The 25,021-nt window shown below is 54.3% G+C and carries 26 protein-coding genes; 9 read left to right on the top strand and 17 right to left on the bottom strand.

All coding sequences use genetic code 11. From position 1 onward, the window contains the following. Positions 1 to 5 precede the first annotated feature (5 nt). The 3 genes from RAC89_RS13420 (at position 6) to RAC89_RS13410 (ending at position 4,411) form a co-directional block, all read left to right on the top strand. Positions 6 to 362, top strand: coding sequence for an STAS domain-containing protein (locus tag RAC89_RS13420; RefSeq protein ID WP_306614045.1), 357 nt, complete (start codon positions 6 to 8; stop codon positions 360 to 362). A gap of 187 nt (positions 363 to 549) precedes the next feature. Continuing rightward, entirely contained in the window at positions 550 to 2,061 is a 1,512-nt protein-coding gene (locus tag RAC89_RS13415; protein ID WP_306614043.1) for a 3-keto-alpha-glucoside-1,2-lyase-like domain-containing protein, read from the top strand. 142 nt (positions 2,062 to 2,203) lie between these two features. After that, positions 2,204 to 4,411: a UvrD-helicase domain-containing protein gene (locus tag RAC89_RS13410; protein ID WP_306614041.1), complete on the top strand. Its 2,208-nt coding sequence runs from the start codon at positions 2,204 to 2,206 to the stop codon at positions 4,409 to 4,411. 16 nt (positions 4,412 to 4,427) lie between these two features. On the opposite strand, the gene RAC89_RS13405 is transcribed toward RAC89_RS13410, so the two are convergent. From RAC89_RS13405 to RAC89_RS13395, 3 genes are all read right to left on the bottom strand, one after another. Continuing rightward, complete coding sequence (locus tag RAC89_RS13405) at positions 4,428 to 5,333, bottom strand: RNA polymerase sigma-70 factor (RefSeq protein ID WP_306614039.1); 906 nt, start codon at positions 5,331 to 5,333, stop codon at positions 4,428 to 4,430. A gap of 20 nt (positions 5,334 to 5,353) precedes the next feature. Next, entirely contained in the window at positions 5,354 to 5,800 is a 447-nt protein-coding gene (locus tag RAC89_RS13400) for a carboxymuconolactone decarboxylase family protein (protein ID WP_306614038.1), read from the bottom strand. A gap of 75 nt (positions 5,801 to 5,875) precedes the next feature. Then, positions 5,876 to 6,826 (bottom strand): helix-turn-helix transcriptional regulator, encoded by a 951-nt coding sequence (locus RAC89_RS13395; RefSeq protein WP_306614036.1) that lies wholly within the window; start codon positions 6,824 to 6,826, stop codon positions 5,876 to 5,878. Positions 6,827 to 6,922: 96 nt separating this feature from the next. On the opposite strand from RAC89_RS13395, the gene RAC89_RS13390 reads away from it, so the two are divergent. Together RAC89_RS13390 and RAC89_RS13385 are read left to right on the top strand one after the other, a co-directional pair. Beyond that, a complete protein-coding gene (locus RAC89_RS13390) occupies positions 6,923 to 7,564 on the top strand; it encodes an antibiotic biosynthesis monooxygenase family protein (RefSeq protein WP_306614034.1) in 642 nt (213 codons plus the stop codon). A gap of 8 nt (positions 7,565 to 7,572) precedes the next feature. Further along, complete coding sequence (locus RAC89_RS13385; protein WP_306614033.1) at positions 7,573 to 8,655, top strand: DNA alkylation repair protein; 1,083 nt, start codon at positions 7,573 to 7,575, stop codon at positions 8,653 to 8,655. Between the two features lie 282 nt (positions 8,656 to 8,937). Here RAC89_RS13385 and RAC89_RS13380 read toward each other — a convergent pair whose 3' ends face one another. The 4 genes from RAC89_RS13380 to RAC89_RS13365 form a co-directional block, all read right to left on the bottom strand. Further along, positions 8,938 to 9,486, bottom strand: a complete 549-nt coding sequence (locus tag RAC89_RS13380; protein ID WP_306614031.1) for a GNAT family N-acetyltransferase — start codon at positions 9,484 to 9,486, stop codon at positions 8,938 to 8,940. A 119-nt stretch (positions 9,487 to 9,605) separates the two neighbouring features. Next, complete coding sequence (locus RAC89_RS13375; protein WP_306614030.1) at positions 9,606 to 11,543, bottom strand: carbohydrate-binding domain-containing protein; 1,938 nt, start codon at positions 11,541 to 11,543, stop codon at positions 9,606 to 9,608. A 22-nt stretch (positions 11,544 to 11,565) separates the two neighbouring features. Beyond that, positions 11,566 to 12,249, bottom strand: coding sequence for a DUF4956 domain-containing protein (locus RAC89_RS13370; RefSeq protein WP_306614029.1), 684 nt, complete (start codon positions 12,247 to 12,249; stop codon positions 11,566 to 11,568). After that, positions 12,242 to 12,979 carry a polyphosphate polymerase domain-containing protein gene (locus RAC89_RS13365; RefSeq protein WP_306614028.1) on the bottom strand — a complete coding sequence of 246 codons (738 nt, stop codon included), beginning with the start codon at positions 12,977 to 12,979 and terminating at the stop codon, positions 12,242 to 12,244. The genes RAC89_RS13370 and RAC89_RS13365 overlap by 8 nt, the downstream gene beginning before the upstream one ends. Before the next feature lie 167 nt (positions 12,980 to 13,146). On the opposite strand from RAC89_RS13365, the gene RAC89_RS13360 reads away from it, so the two are divergent. Then, the gene (locus tag RAC89_RS13360) at positions 13,147 to 13,824 is read left to right on the top strand and encodes a response regulator transcription factor (RefSeq protein ID WP_306614027.1); all 678 of its coding nucleotides are present in this window, start codon (positions 13,147 to 13,149) and stop codon (positions 13,822 to 13,824) included. Then, the gene (locus RAC89_RS13355; protein ID WP_306614026.1) at positions 13,824 to 15,089 is read left to right on the top strand and encodes a sensor histidine kinase; all 1,266 of its coding nucleotides are present in this window, start codon (positions 13,824 to 13,826) and stop codon (positions 15,087 to 15,089) included. Before RAC89_RS13360 ends, RAC89_RS13355 begins: the two co-directional genes overlap by 1 nt. An 84-nt stretch (positions 15,090 to 15,173) precedes the next feature. Here RAC89_RS13355 and RAC89_RS13350 read toward each other — a convergent pair whose 3' ends face one another. The 7 genes from RAC89_RS13350 to RAC89_RS13320 form a co-directional block, all read right to left on the bottom strand. Next, complete coding sequence (locus tag RAC89_RS13350) at positions 15,174 to 15,671, bottom strand: hypothetical protein (RefSeq protein WP_306614025.1); 498 nt, start codon at positions 15,669 to 15,671, stop codon at positions 15,174 to 15,176. Next, positions 15,668 to 16,141: a hypothetical protein gene (locus RAC89_RS13345; protein WP_306614024.1), complete on the bottom strand. Its 474-nt coding sequence runs from the start codon at positions 16,139 to 16,141 to the stop codon at positions 15,668 to 15,670. Before RAC89_RS13345 ends, RAC89_RS13350 begins: the two co-directional genes overlap by 4 nt. An 87-nt stretch (positions 16,142 to 16,228) precedes the next feature. After that, a complete protein-coding gene (locus tag RAC89_RS13340) occupies positions 16,229 to 16,654 on the bottom strand; it encodes a DUF3995 domain-containing protein (RefSeq protein ID WP_306614023.1) in 426 nt (141 codons plus the stop codon). Positions 16,655 to 16,665: 11 nt separating this feature from the next. Continuing rightward, positions 16,666 to 17,220 (bottom strand): TetR/AcrR family transcriptional regulator, encoded by a 555-nt coding sequence (locus tag RAC89_RS13335; protein ID WP_306614022.1) that lies wholly within the window; start codon positions 17,218 to 17,220, stop codon positions 16,666 to 16,668. Between the two features lie 252 nt (positions 17,221 to 17,472). After that, positions 17,473 to 18,981 carry an arabinosylfuranosidase ArfA gene (arfA, locus tag RAC89_RS13330; RefSeq protein WP_306614021.1) on the bottom strand — a complete coding sequence of 503 codons (1,509 nt, stop codon included), beginning with the start codon at positions 18,979 to 18,981 and terminating at the stop codon, positions 17,473 to 17,475. A 161-nt stretch (positions 18,982 to 19,142) separates the two neighbouring features. Then, positions 19,143 to 20,132: a LacI family DNA-binding transcriptional regulator gene (locus RAC89_RS13325; protein ID WP_306614020.1), complete on the bottom strand. Its 990-nt coding sequence runs from the start codon at positions 20,130 to 20,132 to the stop codon at positions 19,143 to 19,145. Positions 20,133 to 20,327: 195 nt separating this feature from the next. Next, on the bottom strand, positions 20,328 to 20,636 hold the full coding sequence (locus tag RAC89_RS13320; protein WP_306614019.1) for a putative quinol monooxygenase: 309 nt from the start codon (positions 20,634 to 20,636) through the stop codon (positions 20,328 to 20,330). A 229-nt stretch (positions 20,637 to 20,865) separates the two neighbouring features. Here RAC89_RS13320 and RAC89_RS13315 point away from each other — a divergent pair, with 229 nt between their 5' ends. Both RAC89_RS13315 and RAC89_RS13310 read left to right on the top strand, forming a co-directional pair. Beyond that, a complete protein-coding gene (locus RAC89_RS13315; RefSeq protein ID WP_306614017.1) occupies positions 20,866 to 21,300 on the top strand; it encodes a coiled-coil domain-containing protein in 435 nt (144 codons plus the stop codon). Continuing rightward, complete coding sequence (locus RAC89_RS13310) at positions 21,297 to 21,986, top strand: AIM24 family protein (protein ID WP_306614016.1); 690 nt, start codon at positions 21,297 to 21,299, stop codon at positions 21,984 to 21,986. The genes RAC89_RS13315 and RAC89_RS13310 overlap by 4 nt, the downstream gene beginning before the upstream one ends. Before the next feature lie 38 nt (positions 21,987 to 22,024). Here the strand turns inward: RAC89_RS13310 and RAC89_RS13305 are convergent, their stop codons facing one another. Genes RAC89_RS13305 through RAC89_RS13295 form a run of 3 tightly spaced genes read right to left on the bottom strand, consistent with a single transcriptional unit; the run spans position 22,025 to position 25,016 of the window. Then, entirely contained in the window at positions 22,025 to 23,566 is a 1,542-nt protein-coding gene (locus tag RAC89_RS13305) for a helix-turn-helix domain-containing protein (protein WP_306614015.1), read from the bottom strand. Between the two features lie 33 nt (positions 23,567 to 23,599). Continuing rightward, positions 23,600 to 24,172: a nitroreductase family protein gene (locus tag RAC89_RS13300; RefSeq protein WP_306614014.1), complete on the bottom strand. Its 573-nt coding sequence runs from the start codon at positions 24,170 to 24,172 to the stop codon at positions 23,600 to 23,602. Next, positions 24,153 to 25,016, bottom strand: a complete 864-nt coding sequence (locus RAC89_RS13295) for an ABC transporter ATP-binding protein (RefSeq protein ID WP_306614012.1) — start codon at positions 25,014 to 25,016, stop codon at positions 24,153 to 24,155. The genes RAC89_RS13300 and RAC89_RS13295 overlap by 20 nt, the downstream gene beginning before the upstream one ends. Between the last annotated feature and the right edge of the window lie 5 nt (positions 25,017 to 25,021).

The raw sequence follows: 25,021 nt of genomic DNA, 5'->3' as shown, positions 1-25,021 counted from the left end.
TCCCTATGGAATCATCTTTTCAGGTACATCATCACAAGCTGGAGAAGGCCATCGCTTTAGACCTGCACGGCGATCTTACTAAGCAGGCGGAGGAGCTGCTGCTGCAGCCGCGCTGGGAGGAAGGACTCGAATCCGGGCGTCGTTTTCTCATCATCAATTTTACAGAGACCGTTTATATCAACAGCTCCGGAATAGCCCTGCTCATTCGGATTGTACGGACTGGGCGTAAAGCAGGCTTCGAGACGTTCGCATTCGGGGTAACCCCTCACTATCAGAAGCTCTTTCGTATGGTAGGACTGACCGAGTATATGATGATCTATCCAGACGAGTATTCGATACTAGCTAGAATCGAGGAGGAATGAGGGCAGCCGCAATCCACAGGAACGTAGATGCCACAGCGATCCGCGTTCCTTTTTTCCCATTGTCCTTGTGTTTTCTGCAGGTCCCCGAAGGCCACCTAAAAATAATCCGCCTACACGGATGTTTAGACCAATGTTATATTATGGAATGTAAGCGGTTTCCAATAACTCTTCGAAAGGTGGTTTGTTAATGAACAAAGCAAGGGCTTCATTGCTTATCGGCATGTCGCTCGTGATCGCGGGAAGCTTCCTCCCCGCGCCGAAGGAGGCTTCGGCAGCAAGGACCATTAACTGCAGCACCGCTTCCTGCCTCTCCAGCGCTCTAAGTACCGCGCTCGCTGGGGACACGATCGTGCTATCGGCAGGAACCTACTCGGGGAATTTCGTCCTGAACAAGGACGGCAGCTCCGGCGCACCCATCGTCATCACAAGCGCCGACAGCAGCAATCGGGCAATTCTGAACGGAGGGACGACAAGCTCAGGGTATGTTTTTCACAACACGGGCAACTATGTCCAGCTTAAAGATCTGAAACTTACAAACGGAAAGAAGGGAATTATGTGGGATAACGCCAACAACGGTCTCATCGACAACGTTGAGGTGTACAATATTGGGGAGGAAGGCGTGCATTTCCGCGACGGCAGCTCCTATAATACGATCCAAGGCTCTACCATACGCGACTGCGGCGTGCTGACCCCGGATTACGGCGAAGGCATCTATGTCGGCTCCGATTATGGCAAATGGTCCACTTATGTGAAGGAAACCGACTATAACGTCATTCGGAACAATACGATCGGACCGAACGTGGCCGCGGAATCAATCGATATCAAGGAAGGATCTAAGGGCACGCTGGTGGAGGGCAATACCTTCAACGGAACGGGCATCTCCGGCGCGAATTCGGCCGATAGCTTCATGGACGTGAAGGGCAACGACAACATCATCCGCAATAATATCGGCTACCGCAACAACAACGCCAATATTAACGATGCCTTCCAAACCAACGAACGGCAGCCCGGCTGGGGCTTTAACAACGATTTTTATAAAAATACGGTCTATATGGACTCCGGCACCGGTTATGTAGTCAATGTCAAAGCGGGCTCCGCCAAAGCCTGCAGCAATACTCGCAGCCCGTCCGGCAATATGTACCTCGGGACGGTGACAACCTACACCGGCTGCAGCTCGACCTCGCTTCTCAGCGATTCCTTCGAATCGTACGGCTCGTTCCCGGCCGGAGGCTGGACGAACGCCACGGGCAACGGCACATGGAGCATTGTGACGGACGGCACCAAGACAGCCAAACAGAGCAGCAGCACGGCTTCGACTTACTTGGCGACGAACGGCGGCACGTCCTGGACGAATTACGATTACAGCCTGAAGCTGAAGGCTGCCTCCAGTACAACCCGAGCGGGGCTTGCTTTCCGGGTGACGGACAATAACAACTACTATTGGACGTACCTGTACGACGGAAAGCTCTATTTGCAGAAAAAGGTTGCCGGAACGAACACCGTCTTGGCGTCCACCGCGGTAACCTACAATGCGAATACTTGGTATACGTTGAGGGTCGTTGCCAGCGGGACCAGCCTTAAGGTGTATCTGGGCGGAACGGAGCTCCTCTCAGTGACGGACAGTGCCCACAGCGCCGGTAAAATCGGCTTATGGAACCAAGGCGTCGTCGTGTACGACGATGTGTCGGTAGTGCAATAATGGAAAAAGGAGGGATGCATCCGGCTGAGCCTGCGATGCGTCCCTTCTTTTTCCATTTGTCCGCACAGGTCCGTCCTGTGCTACAATAAGTAGTCGCGCAGCTTCGGCTGCCGCTATTTCATACATTCAGGTGATTCGCACTATGACTCTTTATCCCATCGACCGTCATCCCTGCGGGGCTGAGCCCCGTGTCCTCCCTAAGGCTTCTCTTGCCGAGCTGCGTACCAGCAAGGAATTGGTAGCCGATCGAGAGGGGGATGCTACCTTTTTTCGTACGCTGGAGCGGCATGGCATTCTCTTGAACGCTCCTCAAATTCAGGCCGTCCGCCATGGGAATGGGCCTTTGCTGACCTTGGCCGGCGCCGGTACCGGGAAGACGACCGTTCTGGTATGCCGTGCAGCTTATCTGATAACCGTGCACCGTGTGCCCCCTCGTCAGCTCCTGCTGGTCACCTTCTCCAAGAAAGCCGCCGAGGAGATGAGGGAACGGCTTGCCCGCATGCCCGGCTTGTCCGCTTCCGTCGCAGCTCAGGTGGAAATCAAAACCTTTCACGCATTTTGCCTGCGGATTCTGCGTTCCCGCGGTTACACCCAAGACATTTGGCACGATACGCGTCATCAGCACATTCAGCTGAAACGCTTCATGCTGGAGATGGGACTCCAGGACGCCTATCAGCCCGAAGCGCTGCTCTCCCTGCTATCCTCATATAAAATGCAGATGCTCGAGCTTACGGAGCTGCCGGAGCATACCGCCGAGGAGAAGGACGTGAAGGCTCTCCTGCTCCGATACGAACAGTGGAAGGCCGAGCATCACAAAATCGACTTCGATGACGTACTCTTGCTGGCTTATCGCGAGTTGAAGGAGCAGCCTTCTCTGCTCCGCACGCTGCAGCGGCGGTTTCACTACTTATGCGTCGATGAATTCCAGGATACGACCAAGGTGCAGTATGAGCTGGTCCAGCTGCTGGCGGCGGAGCATACCAACTTAATGGTTGTAGGGGATGACGACCAGACGATCTACTCCTTTGCCGGCGCCCGGCACGAGTTCATCCTGGAGTTCGATCTGCTGTACCCCCAGGCGGCTTCTGTCGTACTGGATATCAATTACCGCTCTACCGCTTCCATTGTCGGACTCGGCAATGAGGTGATTCGTCATAATTTTCATCGGAGACCGAAGACATTACAGGCTACAAGGGAAAGCAGGCTCGAACCGCGTTATGTCCGCCCGGTGAACAGCGATGTGGAAGCCGAGTGGCTGGTGAATGACCTCATGGACAAAGCGGGTGCTTCAGGAAAAAGCTATAACGATATCGCCATCCTATACCGCACCGAGAGCAGCAACCGGGCGATCCTCGAGCAGCTGATTTCCCGTGGCGTCCCTTTCGTCGATTACGGGGACCGGCAGTCGTTCTATGACCAGTGGATGGTAAGACCCCTTGTCGATCATCTTCGCCTCGCGCTCGATCACCGAAGCTTCGAAGCTATGGAGAGCGTGCTGCCTACGCTCTATATCGGCCGTGAGCAGGGCATGAAGCTGATCTACGATCGGGAGGCCGCCGGCAAGCCGAAAAAGTGGCCCATGATCCACCTGCTGGAGCTGCCGAACCGGAAGGAATTCCAGCAGGATAAGCTGAAGGAGCGCCTGAAGCTGATTCGTATGCTTCAAGGCATGCAGCCCGTAGAAGCGATCCGCTTGATGCGGCGGGACTTCTACGACCAGTTCCTGGAGACGAACAAGCGAAGCACCCTTACGCAGCATAAGGAAATGCTTAGGGAAGCGCTGGATGAGCTGGAGGCTTCGGCGCAGCGCTTCGGGACGATAGAGCAGTTTCTGGCCTTCGTGAAGGAGATGGCGGAGAAGCGTCAGGAGATGAGCGGGGGGAATGTCAGCCAAGAAGACGCAAAGGTATCACTCATGACCATTCACAAGTCGAAGGGACTTGAATTTCCGATCGTTTATTTGATCGGAGCCGTAGAGGGCAATCTGCCGCACAGCTCTGCTATGGAGCCGGCGGAAGCTCTGGAGGAGGAGCGGCGTCTCGCTTACGTCGCGATCACCCGGGCGAAGGAGGAGCTGACGATCAGCTCGCCGGATTACTTCCGCGGCAAGAAAGCACAGACGTCCCGCTTCCTGCTGGCCGCCTACCCTAAGCCGGAGCAGCCGAGGGCCGCTGCAGTCCATGCTGCCACGCCTCCTGCCGGACCAAGGGAGCCGGTCTTCGCCTGGGTATGCTCAAGCGGCTCGTGTCATGCGTGGCAGAGAATCATCCCTCATGAGGAAGAGAAGCTCGCTTCGAAGACCTGCCCTCTCTGCAAGGGTACGATGGTCAAGGGTAGCAAGCACATGTAGAACGAGGCACAGCCCGCTACGATTCGGGCTGTGCCTCTTTCAGCTTTTCCGGGTTAAACACGGCGTAGATGGTGTCAATCTTCTCTCCCCAAGCAAAACAAAAGACGGATTTGAGCCTGCCCTCCTTGTAGAAGAGGAGCTCCTCCCTGCCGTTAACCTGCCGAATCTGCGCCTCAGCCCCGGCAAGATTCCCTCGAGCTATGACCTCCAGCAAGGTGGTGACGCGGTCGCGGCTATAGATCGGCTTCATGGCAGAACGTACCTTGCCGCCTCCGTCCGAGACAAGCACGGCGTCTTCGTTCAGCATGCGCATCAGGCCCTCCACATCCCTTCGCTGAAAGGCTGCGACGAATCTCTCCAGCCTCTGTCTTCGGGAGACGGGGACGTGCTCTTCTCCCCGCACCGCCGCTTCCGGCTGCAGCTTTTTCCTGGCGTTGCTGTACAGCTTGCGGGTATACACCTCTGTCCGCCCGACCATCTCCCCGATGTCCGCATAATCATATTCGTACGCCGTCCGCAGCACGAAGACCGCCCGCTCCAAAGGAGACAGACGGTCCAGCATAACCAGAAACGCATACGATAAGGCTTCGTTATTCTCCGCCGCGGCGGCAGGCAGGTCCTGTTCCGCGATCAGCGGCTCGGGGAGCCACGGACCGACATATTCCTCTCTGCGCCGGCGGGCTGATTTGCATTCGTTCAGGCAGCGGTTCATGACCATTTTGCAAAGGTAGGACTTGATGTTGCTAATTCGCTCAAGCTGGGCAGCCTGCATCGCTGCGAACGTCTCTTGAACAATATCCTCGGCATCGGCGACCGTTCCGAGCATCCGATAAGCGATGGAGAACAGCAAAGGCCGATATTCGGTAAACAGCTGCCCCACCCTAGCCGCAGACACCTCCTTGGCTCCTCCGACATTCATCATTCCCTACCTCCCGATTCATTCTATAAAAAACACCCCGGATACATACCGGTAGCCACACCAAGCCGGTTCCAGCCGTTGATCACGTTCACCGCCATGATGAGCGCGGCAATCTCCGCCTCGCTGAACTGCGCTCTTACACGTTCGTACACTTCTTCCGGGAAGCCCGATTCGGACAGCCGGGTCAAATACTCCGTCAGCTCGAGCGCCGCCCTTTCCTTATCACTATAGATCGGTACCTCGCGCCATGCGGTTAACAGCAAAATCCGCTCCAGCTGCTCCCCCGCCGAATGCAGCTCCTTGGCGTGCATATCGATGCAGAACGCGCAGCCGTTCAACTGGGACGCCCGAATTTTGATAAGCTTGTAAAGCGTCTTGTCGATCCCCAGGCTTTGCACGGTCGTTTCCAGCTGCAGCATCATGTCGAATACGGCAGGATTGGCCTGACGGTAATTCATTCTCGTTTTCATATGGATCTCCTCCTACGTGTTTTGGTCTTTACACTACTTAAGACAACGCAGGGTACGAATTTGTGAAAAAAAAGATTAGGCCTCCAGATCATACTGCTCCTGAAGACTTCTCAGCTTGCTGCGGATCTGGTCCCGAACGGCCTGCGGACGTCGGACATTCGCCTCCATCCCGAAGCCGAGAAAATAATGGACGGCCCATGGGGTATACGATGCGCTCATTTTCGTACGGATGGTTCCCGAGCCGTCCTCCCTCCGCTCGATCGCTCCATATAGCCATAGATCTGACTGGCAGCGCCTAACCCCTTCGGCCGTCAGCTCCACCTCCAGCTCTACCGCATCGCTTTTCTCCATCCTCATGATCCATGACTCCAGCCGTTCCTCGCTTGTATCAAGGCGCAAGCTCTGGTCCGCTTCCTCCGAGAAGTGCTTGACCCGGTCCACGCGAAACACCCGATAATCCCCGGCCAGAAAGCAGTAAGCCTGACAATACCACAGCCCGCTCATAGTATACAGCCCCAGAGGCTGAATCATCCGTTCCCGGCGCGAGGCCGCTTCATAGACAATCGTGACGACACGCTGATCCAGCGCAGCCTCCAGCAGCTCCTCCAGAAACCGTACCTCCAGCTCATGCGGGGGCACCCAGAAAACAAGCCGCTGCTGCATGCGTTCGATCTTCCGTTTCAAGTCGCTTGACAGGTAATGAAAAAATTTCTGCAGCGCCGTACCCACTTCATTCTCAAAGGGAAGAGCCTTGTAGTTCTTAAGCGATTGGCAGGCAAAAAACAAAGCCGTCGCCTCATGCTCAGTAAAGCTGATGGGAGGAAGCACCTTCTCGCGCAGCACACGATAGCCGCCTCCGACACCCACCTCGGAGTAGAGCGGGACCCCCAGCTCGCTTAGCTCCATCAAATCCCTGAGCATCGTCCGGCGCGAAACGCCGCACTCATCGGCCAGCTCTTGAACCGTAAACCTCTTGCGTTCGTTCACGAGCATAATAAGCTGAATGAGCCTCTGGGCTTTATGCATGGATCTCCTCCTCCCTCTGATGCAAATGTGCCATTAGTTGTCACCATTATTTCGTATGCTGACAAGGAAGTCAATTCCGAAGGAGGATCACCCCACATGAAACACCCCATTATTATTGAGCTTGTATCCGCCCGTTTGAAGTCAGGCGTTAGTCGAGAAGCGTTCCTTTCAGGCATCCGACAATCCCAAAGGGCACTGGAGCGTTATCCCGGGTTCAGAAGCAGAGTGCTCGCCCATGATACCGATCATCAGCTTTGGTTCGACTTGGTACAGTGGGCCGACTTGCTGTCAGCGAAAGCGGCGGCGGCGGATTTTATGAAGGATCCAGCCGCGAAGGCACTGATCGATAGCTTGGAAGAGAGCACCGTGACGATGCGTCACTATGTGCGGCAGGAGGCGCTGAGTGTACCGACCTCACGGAATGCCGCCGGCACCTCTGCGGGCTGCGTGGAACTGTTGATGTATCGTCTTAAGCCGGGAGCTGATAGGGAGCGCTACGGGCGAGCGGTTCAGGACATGTCGGAAAAGATGCAGGCTATGCCCGGATTCATCCGAAGAGAAGTCCATATCGAGCAGGAGACTGGAGAGTGGCTGGAGGCGATCTTTTATCAAGACCGGGCAGCAGCGGATGCGATGTTCTTAGAAATCAAGGATGCCCCCTGCATGCAGCAATGTATGGAGCTGTTGGATGAAGCTTCCCTGAGGATGCATTGGGCCAGCCCTGTGGAGTGGGAGTAAATGCGACGATGGCCGAGTTGATAAAAGACGTATACAATGACCGATTCTTCGAGGAGGTGGCCTTTCGATTTCGGGAGGCTTATCCCGCTTTCAACCCAGCGGGATTTTTGGCAATTGTCCGGGATAGCCGCTGGGAGCAGCTTGCATTCAAAGAGCGCATGCGCCACATTAGTCTAACGCTGCTGAACGATATGCCGGAAGCCTGGGAAGAGACGGTGGACATTGTTTGCCGTGTGGCCGCTCATTTTGGCGGTCTAGCTTATATGGTATTCCCTGACATCGTCGAGATAGGCGGCCTAGACGAACCCGAGCTTTCCATCCCGGCGCTTGCCCGTCTGACCCCATTCTCCAGTTCGGAGTTTGCCATCCGCCCCTTCCTTATGCGGTACCCGGAGTTGACACTCCGCTATTTGCACGAATGGGCTAAGGATGACAATCCCCACGTAAGAAGGCTGGCCAGCGAGGGCAGTCGCCCCCGCTTGCCTTGGGCCATGGCGCTGCCTGCTTTCAAGCGAGATCCTCGTCCGGTTCTGGAGGTACTTGAGAAGCTTAAGGCTGATGGCTCCGAATACGTCCGTCGAAGCGTCGGCAACTGTCTGAACGATATCTCCAAGGATCACCCCGACCTTATTCTGGAGACCGCTCGGCGTTGGTACGGCACGAATGCCGATACGGACTGGGTTGTCCGTCATGGCTGCAGAACCTTGCTGAAGCAATGTCATCCCGTGGCGTTATCCTTCTTCGGATTTACTGCCCCGGAGGCCGTGTCTGTGGAGGGGTTTGCGCTGGCGCCTGGACAGGTGAAGCTCGGCGAAGCTGTGAAGCTGACGTTCAGCGTGCGGAACACGAGCGGGGAGCCCGTCAAGCTGCGCATCGAGTATGGCATCGATTTTGTCAAAGCGAGCGGACGAACCTCCCGCAAGCTGTTTAAGCTGTCCGAGCGCACGTATCCTACTGGGCCTACAGTTATGGAAACGAAGCATGCGTTCGTCCCTATCACTACGCGCGTTCATTATTCGGGCGCGCATCGGTTTTCGATTATTGTGAACGGCCGGACACTGGCGGAGAGCACGGTGCATTTGGAGCTGTAACCAAGCAACTGCCAGCCCGTTACCGCTCCTTCGGGTGGTTGCAATGGCATTTGTGCCACTATCTCAGCCGGATTCGCTCTCAAACCGGCTAATAAGCGAATGCAATCGCATTTCTGCCACTGCCGGCCCGTTATCTCTCACCTCGGGTGTCTGCAATGGCATTTGTGCCACTTTTTCAGCAAGATTCGCTCTCAAGCCGGCTAATACGCGAATGCAATCGCATTTCTGCCACTGCCGGCCCGTTGCCTCTTACCTCGGGTGGTTGCAATGGCATTTGTGCGATTATTTCGTTTCACCAACGGCAGGCGATGTCCCTAAGTCGATCCAAAACCGCTTCACCACATTCCCATCGTCTTCCCGAAATTCAGATTCGAAGACGCCGCCGTGCTTCACGATCGTCCTCTCCGACCCGATATTGTCGTTATCGCAGACCAGCAGCGCCTTATCGCCTCCCATTTTCTTCAGGAGCTTCAGGCTTTCCCCCAGCAGGAAACCGGCATAGCCCCTCCGTCGATAGGACGGTCGGATCCCGTAACCGATATGTCCGCCGGAGTTCAGCAGCTTCGGATTGAGCCGATGACGGATATTCACCGCACCGACAAGGACATCCTCCTCATTCCATAGCCAGTACGTCGAGTGAGGCACCCAGCCGGGGGTGCTCAGCTTCTCCTCGCTATCTTCGGCATACAGGAAGTCTATGTACGCGCCAAAATCATACGGCTCCTTCTCCACCACCCAAGGTACAATGTCCTCTCCGCTCCGAATCCAGTCCTCGTAGAAATCCAGATACTGCGTTCGGTACTCCACTGACGGTTTGATAAGACGAAGCATCGGTCATCCCCTTCCTCTCTCAAGATATTGAGAGCTATTATATTTCCAATTCCGCCCACTGGCAAGCAAAAAAGACACAGAGTCCCTTACACTGGGACCCCGTGTCTCTTCACTTCTTCCTATGGCAGTCTCATCTCCCGCGGACCTCGATTCCCGCCGGGACCGGCGCCGCCAGGGCCACCGGGACCTGCGCTTCTGGCAGTGGTCACGCCGGACTCATTCAACCAAGTGGTCGCACTTGCCGCGGTGAATTCCACTGTCTTAGCTCCTGCGGTATGGAGCGCATAAGCAGCATCCTTCTTCAGCTCCGGCGAACCGATCACAACCGTTTGGAAGTCCTTGTCGGGGGCGAAGCTGGCCAGCGTCTTCCCGCTCTGATCCTTCAGCTCAACGAGCGTCCCCGCTTTTTGCGTCTGGGAATACGTCATCAACAGCGAGTTCTGGGACGAGGGATCCGACGGCGCCTGCGCCATGCCTGCGCTTCCCGCAGCGATCAGCTGACCGCCCGTGAATTCAAACGTTCCGTCATAATCGAGCGCGCCGTTATTATTCGCCGTCGGCCCGCTTACGAAGACCGTGCCGCCGGACATCGCAATGGAGCCGTTGGAATCGAGTCCGTCGCCGGTGGAGTTAACCTGTAGCGTTCCGCCTGTGATCGTGAGCTTGCCGCCGCCGGTTGAGCTGAAGCTGTTCTGCCCGGGACGTCCGTTCACTGCCGATCCGTCCGCCCCTCCGGAGACGTTGACGCCGTCATCGCTGGAGGTTACCCTAGCTTCCCCGCCGGATATCGTAATATTCGAGCCCTCGATGCCTTCGTAGCTCTTGGCAATCTGAACAAAGCCGCCGCTAATCTGGACAGACGAATCGGCATGAATACCGTCATCGCCGGAGGTAATGGATAGCTCTCCACCTGCAATCGCTACACTGTTATTGCTGTGGACGGCATCATCGGCGGAGTCGATACGAATGCTGCCCTTGGCAATCATCACGCCTGCGCCAGCCTTGATCCCCTTGGCGCTCTCCTTCTCAGCAGCACTAGCAGCTGTTGCTGCAGGAGCTGCCGGGGCCGCTGCTTGCCCCGGGCCGCCTCTCATGCCGCCGGGCTGCTGCTCCACCTTCACCGGCGCTTTCGCGCTGCCGCCGCCGGAAGTAATCGTCAACGTACCGCCGTTTACCTGCACCGTCGTCACCGCTTGGATGCCGTCGTTTCCTGCAGTTACCGTTACTGTTCCGGCATCGACTTGCACGAGACCCTTGGAGGCGTCCGCATCATTGGTTGCCTTGATACCGTCTCCCCCGGCTTCAATCGTCAGTCGTCCCTCCTTGACCGCCACCAAATCCTTGCCCATCACGCCGTCGTCCTTGGCATAAACCGTAATAGTCCCCCCGAGCACCTTCAGATCGTCTTTACCGGTGATGCCGTTGTTATAATTGCCTCGGACAGTCAGAACGCCCGCACCATTGAACGTAAGATCGCCTTTGCTGAAAATAGCCGCATTCGGCTCATCCGTCGAAGCATCCGCCAGCTTATACTCCGCAGCATCCGTCACCACGTTATTCGTTCCTTCCTCAAGCGTGAGGATCGCTTTGTCCGCCTGCTTCACGTAAATCGCCGAGCTTTCCTTGCTGTGAATCTCCACCCCGTTTAACACCAGACGCACCTTCGCGTCCTTCGGAGCATCTACGACGATCTGCCCCTGCTCCCACTGACCGCTCAATACATACGTACCTGCGGCAGTGATCGTTACGGTGCGATCCTTTGCCTCAGCCCCGCTTCCCTTAATGCCGGCGCCGCTCGCGCTCAGCTCAAGGTAGGTCGGATTCGTCGTCTTCCAATCGCTGTACTCATCATATTGGCTGTAAGATACCGGGTTTGCAACCGCCGGTGCTTGCGCAGCCGCATCCGTTCCAGCGGCCGTTTGGACGGCGGCTGCTTGTGTCGAAGCTGCGGGTGCACCCGCTTCCGTAGATGTAAGGCTCTGGCAGGCCGGCAGTACCGATGCGCAGAGCAGCGCTAGCATAATCACTTTTTTCACATTCGTATGCTTCTTATTCATTGAACTTTCCTCCGTTTGCGGTTTAGTAGTCCGATGCTTCCGGACTCATGGATAAGGTAATGTTCAGATTTCCGTTCCTGCATCGCAGGGCGTCGATGAAATCCTTTTGGCTCACGGCCGGGTTCATCGTAATCGTATAAACCAGCTCAAACAAGCTGCCCAGCTCGGTCGTTTTGACCTTTTTCAGCTCATGGCTGACTTGAAAATTCTCAAATACCTCATGAAAAGCTTCCTCGTAGCCCAAATCCTCCGGCACCGTAATTTTCAGCAGCTTCTGTGTGCTTCGCTTCGCCCCGAATTGAAGCTTGTGAAGCACGATCATCAGTGCGCACAGAATGAAGGTGAAGAGAACCGCATAACCGAACATCCCTACGCCACAGGCAAGACCGGTAGCCATCGTGAACAGGACATAGGCGATATCCTTAGGGTCGCCCGGCGCGCTTCGGAAACGAATGATCGAGAACGCCCCGGCGAGGCTGAAAGCCCGAGCCACGTTATTTCCAATCAGCAGAATGATAATGGCGATAATCGAAGGAATCAGAATCATCGTCAGTGCGAAGTTTTGAGAGTAGGCTTGCCTGCTCGTTTTCATATAAGTCATACTGATGATCCCTCCCAAAAGGAAGGAAACGATAATCGTGAGCAGGGCATGGGTCAATGTCATGGTCGTATCTGTCGTTGCCGCGGTAAATAAAGCGTCAAGCATAGGCGCGTGCTCCTTTCATTTGCTCTTGTCTCATCTTGATAAATTCGTTGCCGTACTTGGAAAAGCTCGTCCGAAACATACTGTGCTCGGACAGCAGCCGCGCGAGCCACACCGGGATCCTCTTCTCCGCCTTGACCTCCATAAGCCAGCGGCCGTCCTCCAGCAGCGGTTCTCCATGATCGCCGCTCTCCAGCAGCAGATCATACCGTCTCGATCGGATGTTCCGGTCGAATGTGATGCGCAGATCCCGGCTTTCCTTGCAAAACATCGCAATGCGGTCATAAGCCAGGTACACCTTCGGCTCCAAGGTATAACGCTGCAGGAAGTACTCGATCTCGCTTACCACCTGCTTGTTCATATAGCTGGCCGGCTCCGGCTTGACTCCTGTACGGACAAACTCGTAAGCCTCGTGGGTCCGAAGGGCTGTTCTTCTTTTGTTCACCAGCCCATGAACCTTCTTCTTCAGCTCCAGATATACCTTGGCGCCCGGCGCCGGAACACCGTAAGCCCGCAGCCGCAGCTTCTCCTTATATTTGGGCTTCGCCAGCGAATTCCGGATCAAGGCATGGTCCTGCGTATCAAAGTAAATATTACTGATGGAGTAAAACGTATGCTTCCGGTTGTATTCGTCGAGCTCCATATATTCAAGCAGGCGATCATGAATCGTCCGAAAGCCGGCATCGTCAAGCAGATACTTATTCTCGTATCGGTTGAACACCTCAATGGCCATTCTCGCTCATCCTTTCTGTCTCATCGCTTTCGATGACCCTATCTTAGGACGCGAACCTTTAGTGAACCTTAAATACGAATTTCAGGTTTCTTTAAGGTTCAGGATGGTATACTGTTGCTACTACTTACAAAAGGGCATCGCCCGAAAGCCGAAAGAGAGGAAATGCGATGCGAATACTAATCGTCGAGGATGAAGAGCATCTGGCGGAGGCGCTGGCTCAGATTCTTAGGAAGCATCATTACTCCGTCGATGTCGTGCATGACGGCACCACCGGCTTGGATTATGCGCAAAGCGGCATTTACGATCTGCTGCTGCTCGATATCATGCTTCCAGGCATGAGCGGACTTACGATCCTGCAGGCCATCCGTAAGGAAAATATAGCTACACCGGTCATCCTGCTTACAGCTAGGGGAGAGACCTCGGACAAGGTGTCAGGGCTGGATTACGGAGCGGACGATTATATTGCCAAGCCGTTCGTTACGGAAGAATTGCTGGCCCGTATCCGTGCGGCGCTTAGGCGCAAGGGCGAGGTCTTAGCCGATAATTCCCTGCGTTACGGCGATATCGAGCTGAATCCGTCGACGCTGAAGCTTACTTGCGGGGGGAAGGAAATCAAGCTGATCCTAAAGGAAAGCGAGCTGCTGCAGCTGCTGATGCTGAGGAAGCAGGCGGTAACGCCGAAGGAGCTGATTATCGAGAAGCTGTGGGGCTTTGATTCCGAGGCGGAGCATAATAATGTAGAGGTTTACATCTCCTTCCTGAGGAAAAAGCTGACCCACCTGCAATCGGAGGTAGCCATCAGCACGATTCGGGGAGTGGGTTATGTGCTGGAGGTGAAGGCCTGATGTTTCGCAAGCTCCGCAATAAATTTCTGCTGCTGAATATGGTTACCATCTCGGTGATGCTGCTCATTGCGTTCGCTTGTATCTATGTCATTATGTATCAAAATGTAAGCCGGGATATTGGGATGGATCTGCACCGGGAGGCAGAATTTGCTCGCAAGCCTGCTGGAAATTTGGGACCGTTCAAGCCGGGGCATGGCCCCAAATCGGAGCCGGGCGGGAATGATCAGCAGCCTATGGCACGTTCCGTTTCCTTCTCCGTGGTTACGGATTCGGAAGGAACGGTTCAGAGCGTCGCTTCCCGATTTGACTTAGCGGAGCAGATCTATCGAGCTGTGGCGGCGAAAGCCCTTGCCAGCGGCAAGCAGGAGGGCAAATTTAAGCTTGAGGACACTCATTGGGCGTTTGAAGTACAGAAGCTGTCCGACCGCTATGTCCTGTCGTTTCTCGACATTACGTCACAGCAAGACTTTCTGGCGAATTTAGTATATGCGTTTCTCCTGGTTGCATCCATTATGCTGATCCTGATCTACTTCATTAGCCGATATTTCGCCAATCGTTCGATTGAACCGGTTCAGGTGGCCTTCGATAAACAAAAGCAGTTCATTGCCGATGCCTCCCACGAGCTGAAGACTCCGCTTGCCGTGATCCAAACGAATGTCGACGTCCTGCTGGCCCATGCCGACGATACGATTGCCAATCAGTCCAAATGGCTGACGTTCATTCAATCGGAGTCCGAGCGGATGTCCAAGCTGACCAATGACTTGCTTTACTTAGCCCAAATCGATCAGGCGGAAGCCGCGGTCCTATTCTTACCGTTCGATGTGAGCGAGGCAGTGGAGCAGGTGGTGCTTACGATGGAGGCAATCATTTTCGAAAGCCGGATCCAGCTTTCCTACGAAATTGAGCCTGGACTCATCGCGCGCGGCAGCCAAGAGCCGTTTAAGCAGGTGGTCATGATTTTGCTGGATAATGCAGTGAAGTATACAAATGCGAACGGATCCATGGATATTGTGCTGAAAAAGCGTCACCACAGCATTCAGCTCACCGTCACAAATACCGGAGAAGGCATCTCGGAATCGCATTTGGAGCGAATCTTCGATCGCTTCTACCGGACGGATGCATCCCGCTCCCGCAGCCAAGGAGGCTACGGTCTGGGCTTGGCCATTGCAAAGGCCATTGTGGAGCAGCATAAGGGGAACATCTATGCGAAGAGCACTGAAGGGAAGCAAACCACTTTTATCGTCGAGCTTCCGCTCAGTGCGTGATAGCCCAAAAGACCGCATCCCTCGGGGGTGGTGCGGTCTTTTCATGCTAGTCATCGCTTCGGGTGACCCGCAGCAGCGGCTCTTTCATTGCCATCCGATGAGGCGGTGCTTTTTCATATACATATAGCTTACTGCCATTACGGTTTGGACAGCCAGGAACACCGCGACATTGTATTCCAGCCTATATCCGTGCTGATATGTGGTCATTCCCATCTGCTCCGATACCCATTCCACCGCAACCCCCAGCACCGTCCAGCCCAAAATATAAGGTATAACCGTTTTCCTCGTAATCTTCATCACCTCGAAAAAATAGACGAAGAAATAGCCGAACGGCGCGAACATAAAGTACACCAAAAGATCCGTCAGCTCATACCTGTTCGTATCGTTGACTCTATAGAAATCCATCAGTCCCCCGCCGATGGTAAAGTCGAAGAGCGTCGAGCTGGCGAATCCCCATACCAAGCCGGCAATCAGCAAACTTCTCGGCAATCTCTTGGGCAGCAGCCAGATGGCACCATAGGCAATAACAAGCATACTCAGGATATACCATTCGTTTTTGTCAAAATGCTCCCACAAGATCATGCCGGTTCCTCCTCTGCATACATCCACTTGGAGGCAAGTCTGTAAACCAAAAGCAGCGACCCTTGCAGAAGCACCACGGACAGAAAGTCGTATAATACATTCCACTGGACATATCTATAGATCTGGTAGTATTCGGCAAGGCTGTTGAAGCCGAGCAGTAGACCCGTGCACGCCAAGGTAGCGAAAAAATAAGCCTCGGTCGTTTTTTTCAATACCATGTAATTTATCCATAAGACAAGAATCAACGGCTGAAGCAAAGTCCGGTTCAGTAGATAGCCCGTATACAGCAGCGGATCCTTCGTCAGCTGAACCCACTGAAACTCCTCGATAATAAGCCAAGACAGGTTAACCCCTAAGATCAACGCCATGAGAAGCACTACGGTATTATCCATGAAGGATAAGCTTTTGTTCATCATGTAAAAGGCCAGGACGGCAAGCCAAGTTGCTGAGAAAATCACAACGAACCCCATATATATCCTCCCCGGTAAAGGCTTTTTCTAATTATTGTTATAATGGGCTAGGAATATACGGGGAATTGGACAAAATCTTAGCGTGCCTCAAGCCAGCATGATGCTGATGAGACAAAGCCCTAAAAATAAGCAAAGCGGAGAGTAGAGAAGAGTGTCCCAACGGGCAAATACCGAGCCCCTCCGCTGCTTCATGAAGCCTACCCAGCGAAAATCGCCGACGGCCCGGATCAAGAACACCAGAGCTAACGTCCAGCCGCCGTAGTTCATGAACCAGCCGGGAAACACCAATAGTCCCGGCACCGCCCCGCCGAGCTGCAGCACGAACAACCCGGCCACGGCCAGCGCTCCTGCCACGATCCCCGTAGCAATCTTCGTCGGACGGAATACCGCTTCGGAACCGATACTGGGAATGGCGGCTAGAGCGCCTTTCCTCCCTCCTGCCATCCAGTACAGATGAATACCGCTTACTGCGAACAGGATTATGCCAACCACCCAAGCAAAAACAACCGCCATGTTCTCCCTCCTCAAATCCCTAGCAGGTGCTTCCGAAGCATATCGATATGCTGCTGTAATGCCTCTTCGCTTATCAGTTCATGCTTATGCCGCTCATACCACCCCAAGTAATAATGATACAGGATGTGTGACTTGTGATAAGCTGCCTCGGACGGCAATCCCGCATCCATGAATAGTCCGCAAGCGTAGTTCATTCTCTCCTGCTCCACCCGATCGATGACGTTCCGGTAATCGGACTGCTGCTCACTTAGCTTTCGCAAATAAAATAGAAAATCCCCTTTGCGTGTAGCGGAGAACATCTGCCGCAACAGCCCGGTGATCTTCTCCTCAGCCGACTCCTGCTCCGACGAACGCCGGATTACTTGGCTCGTCGTGATCTCCGTCCATTTGTCAATAATCCGTTTAAGAAACTCATCGCGATGGCTAAAGTACCAATAAAAGCTGCTTTTGCTGCAGCCGAGTTCCGACGACATCTGTTCAATAACCAAGCCCTCCGCCCCATGTAGGGCGAATCGTTCCATTCCCTTTTGAATCCATTGCTCTTCCGTTACCACAACTCTAGGCAAGCAACCACCCCCTTCTGTACGATACCGTACATATAATTTCATAATAATGGAAAATGCTATATAAAACAATATCTGTACGGTAACGTCTAGAAAATGCCACAAAATACGCCTCACGGGTCATTCAAAGATTTTTGCGTACCGAACCGAACTTATGGTCTCCACTCCATAGCGTGGCGGCTTACCCGCTGGCAACACCAACCACTTTTTGAGAAAAAAGAAGAAGGACACCTATACGGTGTCCTTCCAGCATCGCTATTTTTTCATCCGAATTACATTCCAGGAAAGCTTCGGCAGCGGCGCCGTCAGCCGGCCGTCCTGCAGCTTCGCTTCTCCGCCGCTGTGCGGCTTCACGGCATCCGGACGCTCGGCCGTATTCGCGGCCTTGATGTCATCATTCTCCAGCACCAGATGCTCTACCACCCGGTACCCCTCGAATTGACGCGCATCACACTCCAGCAGCAGTCCTTCCGTTGTATCCCGATTCACGGCAAAGACCGTCAGCTCCTCATTCTCTTCATTATGTACGGCGATCGATTCCAGATACGGCACATCGGTGAATTCCTTGCTGTCGTAGACCGGCGACTTCACGATCGTTTGCAGCGCAGTGCCGCGGCCGTAATTGGAGGCGTGCATGAACGGATAGAAGATCGTTTGGCGCCAAGTCTCTCCTCCGTTGTTCGTCATGATTGGAGCAATCACGTTCACCAGCTGAGCAAGGCAGGCAATCTTCACCCGATCGGAGTGACGGAGAAGAGTAATCAGCATACAGCCTACCAACAAAGCGTCTTCGAAATTATACACGTCCTCCAGCTGAGGAGGAGCTACAGTCCAAGGTTCCAAGCGCTTGTCGGACTCGTGGGAGTGATACCATACGTTCCACTCGTCGAAGGAAAGATTGATCTGCTTCTTGCTGCGCTTTTTCGCCTTCACATAATCGCATATCGAAATCACCGATTTTATGAAGGAATCCATGTCGAGCGATTTGGCCAAGAAATTCGAGATATCATTCTGCGGGTTTCCGTAATAGGTATGCAGCGAAATATACTCAACATGATCATAGGTGTGATCCAGAACCGTTGCTTCCCATTCCGCAAAGGTACGCATCCCTCTGGAGGAGCTGCCGCATGCCACAAGCTCAATAGTCGGGTCGACCCATTTCATGACCTTGGCTGCCTCCGTTGCGATCCGTCCGTACTCCGCCGCCGTTTTGTGTCCGATCTGCCACGGGCCGTCCATTTCGTTGCCGAGACACCAGGTTTTGAATTTGTGCGGCTCCTTATAGCCATGGGATCTCCGCAAATCACTATAATAGGAACCGGACGGATGATTGCAGTATTCGACCAAATTTCTTGCGGCATCAATGCCGCGGGTGCCCAGATTGACGGCCATATTCACTTCCGCGTTGACTCGCTTCGCCCAATCGGCAAATTCGTTCGTGCCGACCTCGTTCGTCTCCACTGTCCTCCACGCCAGGTCCAACCGGCGAGGGCGGGATTCCACCGGACCTACGCCGTCCTCCCAGTTATAACCGGAAACAAAGTTACCGCCGGGGTAACGGATGAGAGGCACGTTCAGCTCCTTCACCATGTCTATTACGTCCTTGCGGAAGCCTTGCTCGTCCGCTGAAGGATGTCCGGGCTCATAGATGCCTCCATAGACGCAACGCCCCAGATGCTCGACGAATGAGCCGTAAATGCGTGGATCGATCTTGGAGATTTGGTAATCCTTGTCGATAATCATACTTGCTTTTTTCATATCCATCAGGGCTCCCCTCGGGTTCCGTGTGCGCACACGAAAATGGACGAACGGAGTCGGACGGTGCGAATAAGCATAGACTCGATTCATTTCGTGTGCGCACACGATTTGATTTTACTATAGCAGAGCACCCCAGCACCGTCAATCCGAAATCTTCCATCCGGCCATTAGATCGATTCCCCCTGGATAATCTGATAAGCCAGCAGCGGCTCAGGACGCAGGTCCCCTGTTTCCAACTGATGAATCAACGCATCCACCGCCCTGACCCCAAACTCCTCTACCGCATATTCCACCGTGGATAAGGCAGGTGTTACATATTTGAGGACGTCGATATTGTCAAAGCCCATGACCCCAACCTCTTCCGGCAGCTTCAGTCCTTTGGACTTGATATGGTTCAAGACCTCCAGCGCATAAATATCACAAGAGCAGATGATTGCCGTCCGGCCGGATGCCCGTAAATCGATGCTATCCAGTACGGACACATAGTCCTTCTCCGTAATGATCAGCGGCTCCCGCCGTACGCCATTTTCCTTCAAGCTCTCCAGACAGCCGGCCAGACGTTCTTCCTGCGTGTAGATGTTGGATTCGTTCTTCTTGGCCAGCGGCGGGCATACATAGATGAACTCCTCATAGCCCCGGGAGCATATATAATCCACCGCATCCCTCATCGCCTGACGATCATTGATCCCTACATAGCTCCACCGGTCGGAAATGCGATTGCAAATCGTGATGATCGGAACCCGCTGCTCCTGCAAAAACCGGTCGTACTCCTCCCCTTCATTCACCGTGAAGAGGATAATCCCGTCCACCTTGCGGCTCACTAAATGTTCAATGCATTTCCTCTCGTTTTCCTTATCCTTGCCCGTGAGCAGCAAATTGACAAAATAGCCCTTTTCCCGGCAGCGGCTTTCGATTGCATTCATGAGCTGGGCAAACGAACGGTTATGCAAGTCGAACAGCACAACCCCAATGGTCATCGTCCGTCCGCGCGCGAGACTGGAGGCCATATAGTCCGGTTTGTAATTCAGCTCCTCGGCGACCCGAAGGATTTTGCTCTTGGTCTTGCTGCTGATCCCCGGCCGGTTGTTTAGCGCCCGATCCACGGTTCCGGCAGAAACGCCGCACAGATCGGCTATATCTTTAATGGTTACTGCCATACCGACTCCTCTTTCCTATGCTGACCCCGGCTTCGTATGCTCAGGGCATTTCTATTGCGATTGCTCGCGGGTTTACAAGTATTATATACCTTCCCCCGCGGGACTGAAAAGAAAAAGGCACTGCGTTGCCATTGTATTTCACATGATGACAAATAAAAAAACACCATCCTCGACGGGTGGTGTTCCCCTGCACGCCTATGTTGTCAGCCCTTTACCGCCTACGGGCCTGAAGCGGACGGCTTCGACCCCCGCTATCAGCGGCATGGCCTCTTGAATCGAAGCCTTGGTTGCCTCCTCGTCGAGGGAAGCCTTATGAGCCTCCTGACTGCCCCACACTTCAGTTACATAGATGGTATCCGCCTCTGTATCCGAAACATGGACAAGGTATACTTCGCATTCCTTAACGTTCTCCATGACAGCCCCAGCCTCCAAAAGGATTGCCAGCAGACGATCCCTCTGGCCGGGTTGGGTTGTAAATGTAACCTGGGTTCCGAACTTACTCATTGCTCCTCCACCTTTACCCTGTTTGAATTCGAGTCCTTCGTTCCATATTATTATACGGCGAAACATCGAGGGAGTATTGTAAAAAAGCGACATGAGGTTTACCGCCGCCCAGCAAGGGAAAAGCTGTGAAATTGGAAGATTCGACACCAATGGACATGACTGGAATGGAACTTTATCGATATACCAAGTAAAATGGAAGTAAATCTATGAAAAAGCAGGTGATAGACTCGTGAAGCAAAAACTGCTCTTTTCAATTATTTCCATTGTACTATTAGGAATAGTAACGAACGCCGCCTCCGCCGATGCAGGAGTGCTGGATCGAATCAAGGGTATTTACCAAGCGCCCGAGAAAGTGGAGGAGCTTCAAGCCCATGTGACGGAAGCGACACAGCAAATAGAGGAGTCCAGAAAACAAGCGGAGCAGCTCCTGCAGCAGAATGCCGAGCTGCAGAAGCAGAACGGGGCTTTGGCCGCCCAGAATCAGCAATTGCAGAGCCGCATAGAAGAAATGGATGCGGATCGCCGCACCTTATATCGTCAGCTCACCTCAACCGGTATCACGGCAATCCTGCTTATCCTTGGCTACGCGGCGGCCGTACGCATATGGCGCTACACCGTCTGGCGCAAGCAGCGTAAAGAGGAGCATGAGGTGACGATGCTATGAAGGTCAGCGCACCGCAGCCTACGGGGCACGCCCGAATCGAACTGTCCGGCGGGGAAGCGCTGCATGTTCTGCATCCCGGCTCCATTCTGGCTTACCGGGGCCAACCCGGGCAGCGGGAGGATCGGTGGATGGATCTGGGGGGAGCCTATCGCAAGCGAAGGTGGGTTCGATCCGTGCTGAGCGGGCCCTCCGAGTTCCTGCTGGGGCTGCCTACGGGACACTCTCTCATTTCTTACGAGCTTCCCGCCGACAGCAGCCTGCTGTTCGACTTTCGCCATGTCATCTACTTTACGGACGGGATGTCCATGAAGAGCAAGATCCTGAAGCTGAAGACAGCCTGGATCTCTCGAGAGCTGGTCCGTATGAAATTTTCCGGTCCCGGCACCCTCGGAATTCTAGCCGCGGGTGACGCCGCCGTAATGAAGCTCGATCCGTCCCAGCCGCTCTTCGTCGATAAGAACGCGCTTATCGCTTACCCCGAGGACGCGTCCATTCAGCTCTCCGTTTATGGTAACTCCCTCGCCAGCCAGCATATGAATGTGCAGTGGGAAATTCGCGGGACGGGGAGCGTGCTCGTTCAATCGGGCTCCCGCGACCGTCAGCTGGAGGACCGTCTATCGGGCGACGGCTGGTTTAAACGGCTGCTCCGGGAGGTGCTGCCCTTCGGCAGCGTATATATTAAATAAGACACCAGCCTGCCTGACAGGTTGGTGCCTTATTCCGTTCACGCTCTCCATTCCAGCAGCTCATCGATGATTTGGTGCTGTCCGCCCGGCGACCAGCTCATCCGGACCCAGTTCGGAACCGAGCGAATCGGATAGCCCTCTAGCGCACTCATCGCCTGCTCGGCTTCCTCCGCCTGCAGCGAATGCTTGTAGACGAATAAATAGCCCGAATCTAGCGGCGGCAGGCTTTCGAGAGAATATTCCCGGTTTCTTTCATGTAGCGGAACACAGCTTCCCGGCTGTAATCCCAGCTCAGTATAAAGCAGGTGACTAACAGGGTGATCCACCATCCCCTGCACGCGAATCCTTCCGTTATACAGCCGCATCAGAGACACCGGGACCTCTCTCATCGTATGGGCCAGTATTTTGCGGGCATAGCTCGCCTTCAGCTCCAGCTGGCCGATCGTTCGCCGGGCTTCTTCTTCCCTGCCGACCAGCTCAGCCAGCCTCATATAGTGCGAGCGCCAGTCGTAGGCCAGATCAACGATCACCGTTGGAGCGATTTGCTTTAACCGCTCATAGAAGGGCGAATGCCTGGAGTCCGCAATAATGAGCTCCGGACGGTATCCTTGCAGTGCTTCCAGCTGCGCTTGGAGCATCCGGCTCCGTTCTTCTTCGTCCGCGCCCATCAGCTGATAGGCATTCCATTCAAACGGCGCGGAGACCCCCAGGGATCGCAAGCAATCCTGATACCGAAAGCAAGAGGCTGCGGCAACTCTCAGCTGCCTTCGTTTCATAAACAGGACGGGAGAAATGCCTACCGTATTTTTAAACAATCGGCTGAAATAAAACTCATTGCTGAAGCCCAGTGCGGCGGATACATCCTTAATCGTGACCTCCGGCTGCTGCAGCAGCTGCTTGGAGGAGTGAATCCGAAGCCGGTTCACATATTCGAGCGGAGAGATTCCCTTCGCCTTCTTAAAGCTCCGCGAATACGAGGTGGGGGTCAGGCCGGCAATGCCCGACAGCGTCTCCAGCTTTATTTTCGAATGGAAATGCTTGTGCATGAAAACGATGCTTTGTTCGATCCCGCTATTCCCCTTGTCCTTCCCGTCCGACTCCTGCCGAGCCTTCCGCATCGCTTCTAGGATGGCTTGAAATTTCAGCTGCCGTTCGGAAGAGCTGCCCCGGTGAGTCCGGCATTGCTCATGCAGCTGCTCGATCTCCTCTAGCAGGGGTTTCACGTATCGCTGCCCGATTTGGCCGGTTGGCCAAAGGTCAGGCTCCACTCCGTTCGTACAGCTCCATTGCCCCTTGCGCTTCGCAATCGCTACTTGGACCACCGTCATAATATATACATCTACTAGGCTAGACTCAAGTATGACCTCTATTGCCGTTCCTCGGGGGAAAAATAAAGACCGCCCCGGATGGATGGGAAGCACTTCCTGCCCCGTGCAGAGCATGCCTTTGCCCCCGATAACAAGAATAAGCATATCGCAAGGAATATGCTTGGCAAGTAAGGTTGATCCCTTCAGGTATCGCCTTCTTCTTATGGAGGAGAGCAGCGGCAGGCAATATGCTTGGTTGGAAACGGTTGGCATAGCAACTCCCCCCTTCTTCTATGGGACTGTTCATCAGCCGATGATCGTCAGAAGCTCCTCCGCACTCCTGCGCGGCTGGACGTCCGGCACGGACCTAGGGTACCCGATGTGCAGAACGCCGATGATTTTCTCTTCCAGCTGCAAGCCCACCGCTTCCTGGAACTGGGGATCATAGTTGTAATGGTTCGTTTTCCATACGACGCCAAGCTGCTGCTCCCATGCCGCCAGCTGAAAATTTTGAATGAGCGCACTGACGGCGCAGTAGTCCTCCTCCCACTGCTTCCGGCGTGGATCCTCCTTCATAATCACCACAAGATGGGCGGGGACATTCATGAAATAGTTCCACTTGGGCTCTCCGTGCTTCTTCTTTTCTTCGTCGGAATAGGTCCGGAGCATGGCATCCGCCAGGATCGACCGCCCTTCTCCCTTATACAGCAGGAAACGCCAAGGCTGCCTATTCCCGTGGTTGGGCGCCCACACCGCGACATTCAGCAATTCCACAATCAACTCCGTCGGTACAGGGTCACTCTTGAAATCGCGGATCGTTCTTCTGTTCTTGATCAGCTCCGCCATCGTCCCGGCATGTTTATACGCTAATAAGCTCACTTTTTTGCGCCTCCTTAGGCTCCTTGATGGTTTGGATCGAACCGTACTTCCGCTCGGCCCGTCGGCCTTTCCCCTGCGGAATACAGAGCGGCGTACCGAAGTAGGGATCCTCCACGATGCTGCACTCCATCCCGAATACATGCCGAACCAGCTGCGGGTGGATCACCTCTTCCGGCTTGCCTTGCGCATAGACGGTTTTATCCTTGATAGCGACAAGATGATGCGCGTATCGGCAAGCAAGATTCAAATCATGAAGAACCATGACAATCGTCCGCCGGTCCCGTTCATTCAATTCGAACAGCAAATCCAAAATATCCACTTGATGGGCCATATCAAGATAGGTTGTCGGTTCGTCCAGCAGGATCGTATCCGTCCCTTGAGCCAAGGTCATCGCAATCCACGCACGCTGCCGTTGTCCGCCGGACAAGGAATCCACCGGCATTTCGGCCAGCGCCTCGGTCTTGGTCACGCGCAGTGCCTCCCGGACAAGACGCTCATCCTCCTCCGTCCACTGCTTTAGCCAGTGCTGATACGGATACCTCCCCTGCTTCACCAGCTGGAATACGGTTAACCCTTCCGGAGCGATGGGTCCCTGCGGCAAAATGGACAAGCGCCTCGCGATCTCTTTGGTGGGGATCTTCGCAATCTGCTTGCCGTCCAGCACGACCTCTCCCTTGGACGGCTTCAATAAACGGGCCATCGAGCGAAGAAGCGTCGATTTGCCGCAGCCGTTGGAGCCGATCAAGACGGTAATCTTGCCCTTGGGTATGGACAGATCGAGCTGTTCGATAATGCTTTCGTTGCCATAGGTCAAATGCAGATTTCTAGCCACTAAGGAATGCATGGTCA

The sequence above is a fragment of the Paenibacillus sp. GD4 genome, assembly GCF_030846225.1.
In the GTDB taxonomy this organism is placed as follows: Bacteria; Bacillota; Bacilli; order Paenibacillales; family NBRC-103111; genus Paenibacillus_G; species Paenibacillus_G silviterrae.
Note: the sequence above shows the minus strand (reverse complement) of the source record. Positions and strands in the feature narration are given on the sequence as shown.

Coding starts and splice junctions, on each gene's coding strand:
- RAC89_RS13420 (WP_306614045.1), top strand. CDS start 6: ATGGAATCATCTTTTCAGGTACATCATCACAAGCTGGAGAAGGCCATC.
- RAC89_RS13415 (WP_306614043.1), top strand. CDS start 550: ATGAACAAAGCAAGGGCTTCATTGCTTATCGGCATGTCGCTCGTGATC.
- RAC89_RS13410 (WP_306614041.1), top strand. CDS start 2,204: ATGACTCTTTATCCCATCGACCGTCATCCCTGCGGGGCTGAGCCCCGT.
- RAC89_RS13405 (WP_306614039.1), bottom strand. CDS start 5,333: ATGATGAATGTCGGAGGAGCCAAGGAGGTGTCTGCGGCTAGGGTGGGG.
- RAC89_RS13400 (WP_306614038.1), bottom strand. CDS start 5,800: ATGAAAACGAGAATGAATTACCGTCAGGCCAATCCTGCCGTATTCGAC.
- RAC89_RS13395 (WP_306614036.1), bottom strand. CDS start 6,826: ATGCATAAAGCCCAGAGGCTCATTCAGCTTATTATGCTCGTGAACGAA.
- RAC89_RS13390 (WP_306614034.1), top strand. CDS start 6,923: ATGAAACACCCCATTATTATTGAGCTTGTATCCGCCCGTTTGAAGTCA.
- RAC89_RS13385 (WP_306614033.1), top strand. CDS start 7,573: ATGGCCGAGTTGATAAAAGACGTATACAATGACCGATTCTTCGAGGAG.
- RAC89_RS13380 (WP_306614031.1), bottom strand. CDS start 9,486: ATGCTTCGTCTTATCAAACCGTCAGTGGAGTACCGAACGCAGTATCTG.
- RAC89_RS13375 (WP_306614030.1), bottom strand. CDS start 11,543: ATGAATAAGAAGCATACGAATGTGAAAAAAGTGATTATGCTAGCGCTG.
- RAC89_RS13370 (WP_306614029.1), bottom strand. CDS start 12,249: ATGCTTGACGCTTTATTTACCGCGGCAACGACAGATACGACCATGACA.
- RAC89_RS13365 (WP_306614028.1), bottom strand. CDS start 12,979: ATGGCCATTGAGGTGTTCAACCGATACGAGAATAAGTATCTGCTTGAC.
- RAC89_RS13360 (WP_306614027.1), top strand. CDS start 13,147: ATGCGAATACTAATCGTCGAGGATGAAGAGCATCTGGCGGAGGCGCTG.
- RAC89_RS13355 (WP_306614026.1), top strand. CDS start 13,824: ATGTTTCGCAAGCTCCGCAATAAATTTCTGCTGCTGAATATGGTTACC.
- RAC89_RS13350 (WP_306614025.1), bottom strand. CDS start 15,671: ATGATCTTGTGGGAGCATTTTGACAAAAACGAATGGTATATCCTGAGT.
- RAC89_RS13345 (WP_306614024.1), bottom strand. CDS start 16,141: ATGGGGTTCGTTGTGATTTTCTCAGCAACTTGGCTTGCCGTCCTGGCC.
- RAC89_RS13340 (WP_306614023.1), bottom strand. CDS start 16,654: ATGGCGGTTGTTTTTGCTTGGGTGGTTGGCATAATCCTGTTCGCAGTA.
- arfA (WP_306614021.1), bottom strand. CDS start 18,981: ATGGATATGAAAAAAGCAAGTATGATTATCGACAAGGATTACCAAATC.
- RAC89_RS13325 (WP_306614020.1), bottom strand. CDS start 20,132: ATGGCAGTAACCATTAAAGATATAGCCGATCTGTGCGGCGTTTCTGCC.
- RAC89_RS13320 (WP_306614019.1), bottom strand. CDS start 20,636: ATGAGTAAGTTCGGAACCCAGGTTACATTTACAACCCAACCCGGCCAG.
- RAC89_RS13310 (WP_306614016.1), top strand. CDS start 21,297: ATGAAGGTCAGCGCACCGCAGCCTACGGGGCACGCCCGAATCGAACTG.
- RAC89_RS13305 (WP_306614015.1), bottom strand. CDS start 23,566: ATGCCAACCGTTTCCAACCAAGCATATTGCCTGCCGCTGCTCTCCTCC.
- RAC89_RS13295 (WP_306614012.1), bottom strand. CDS start 25,016: ATGCATTCCTTAGTGGCTAGAAATCTGCATTTGACCTATGGCAACGAA.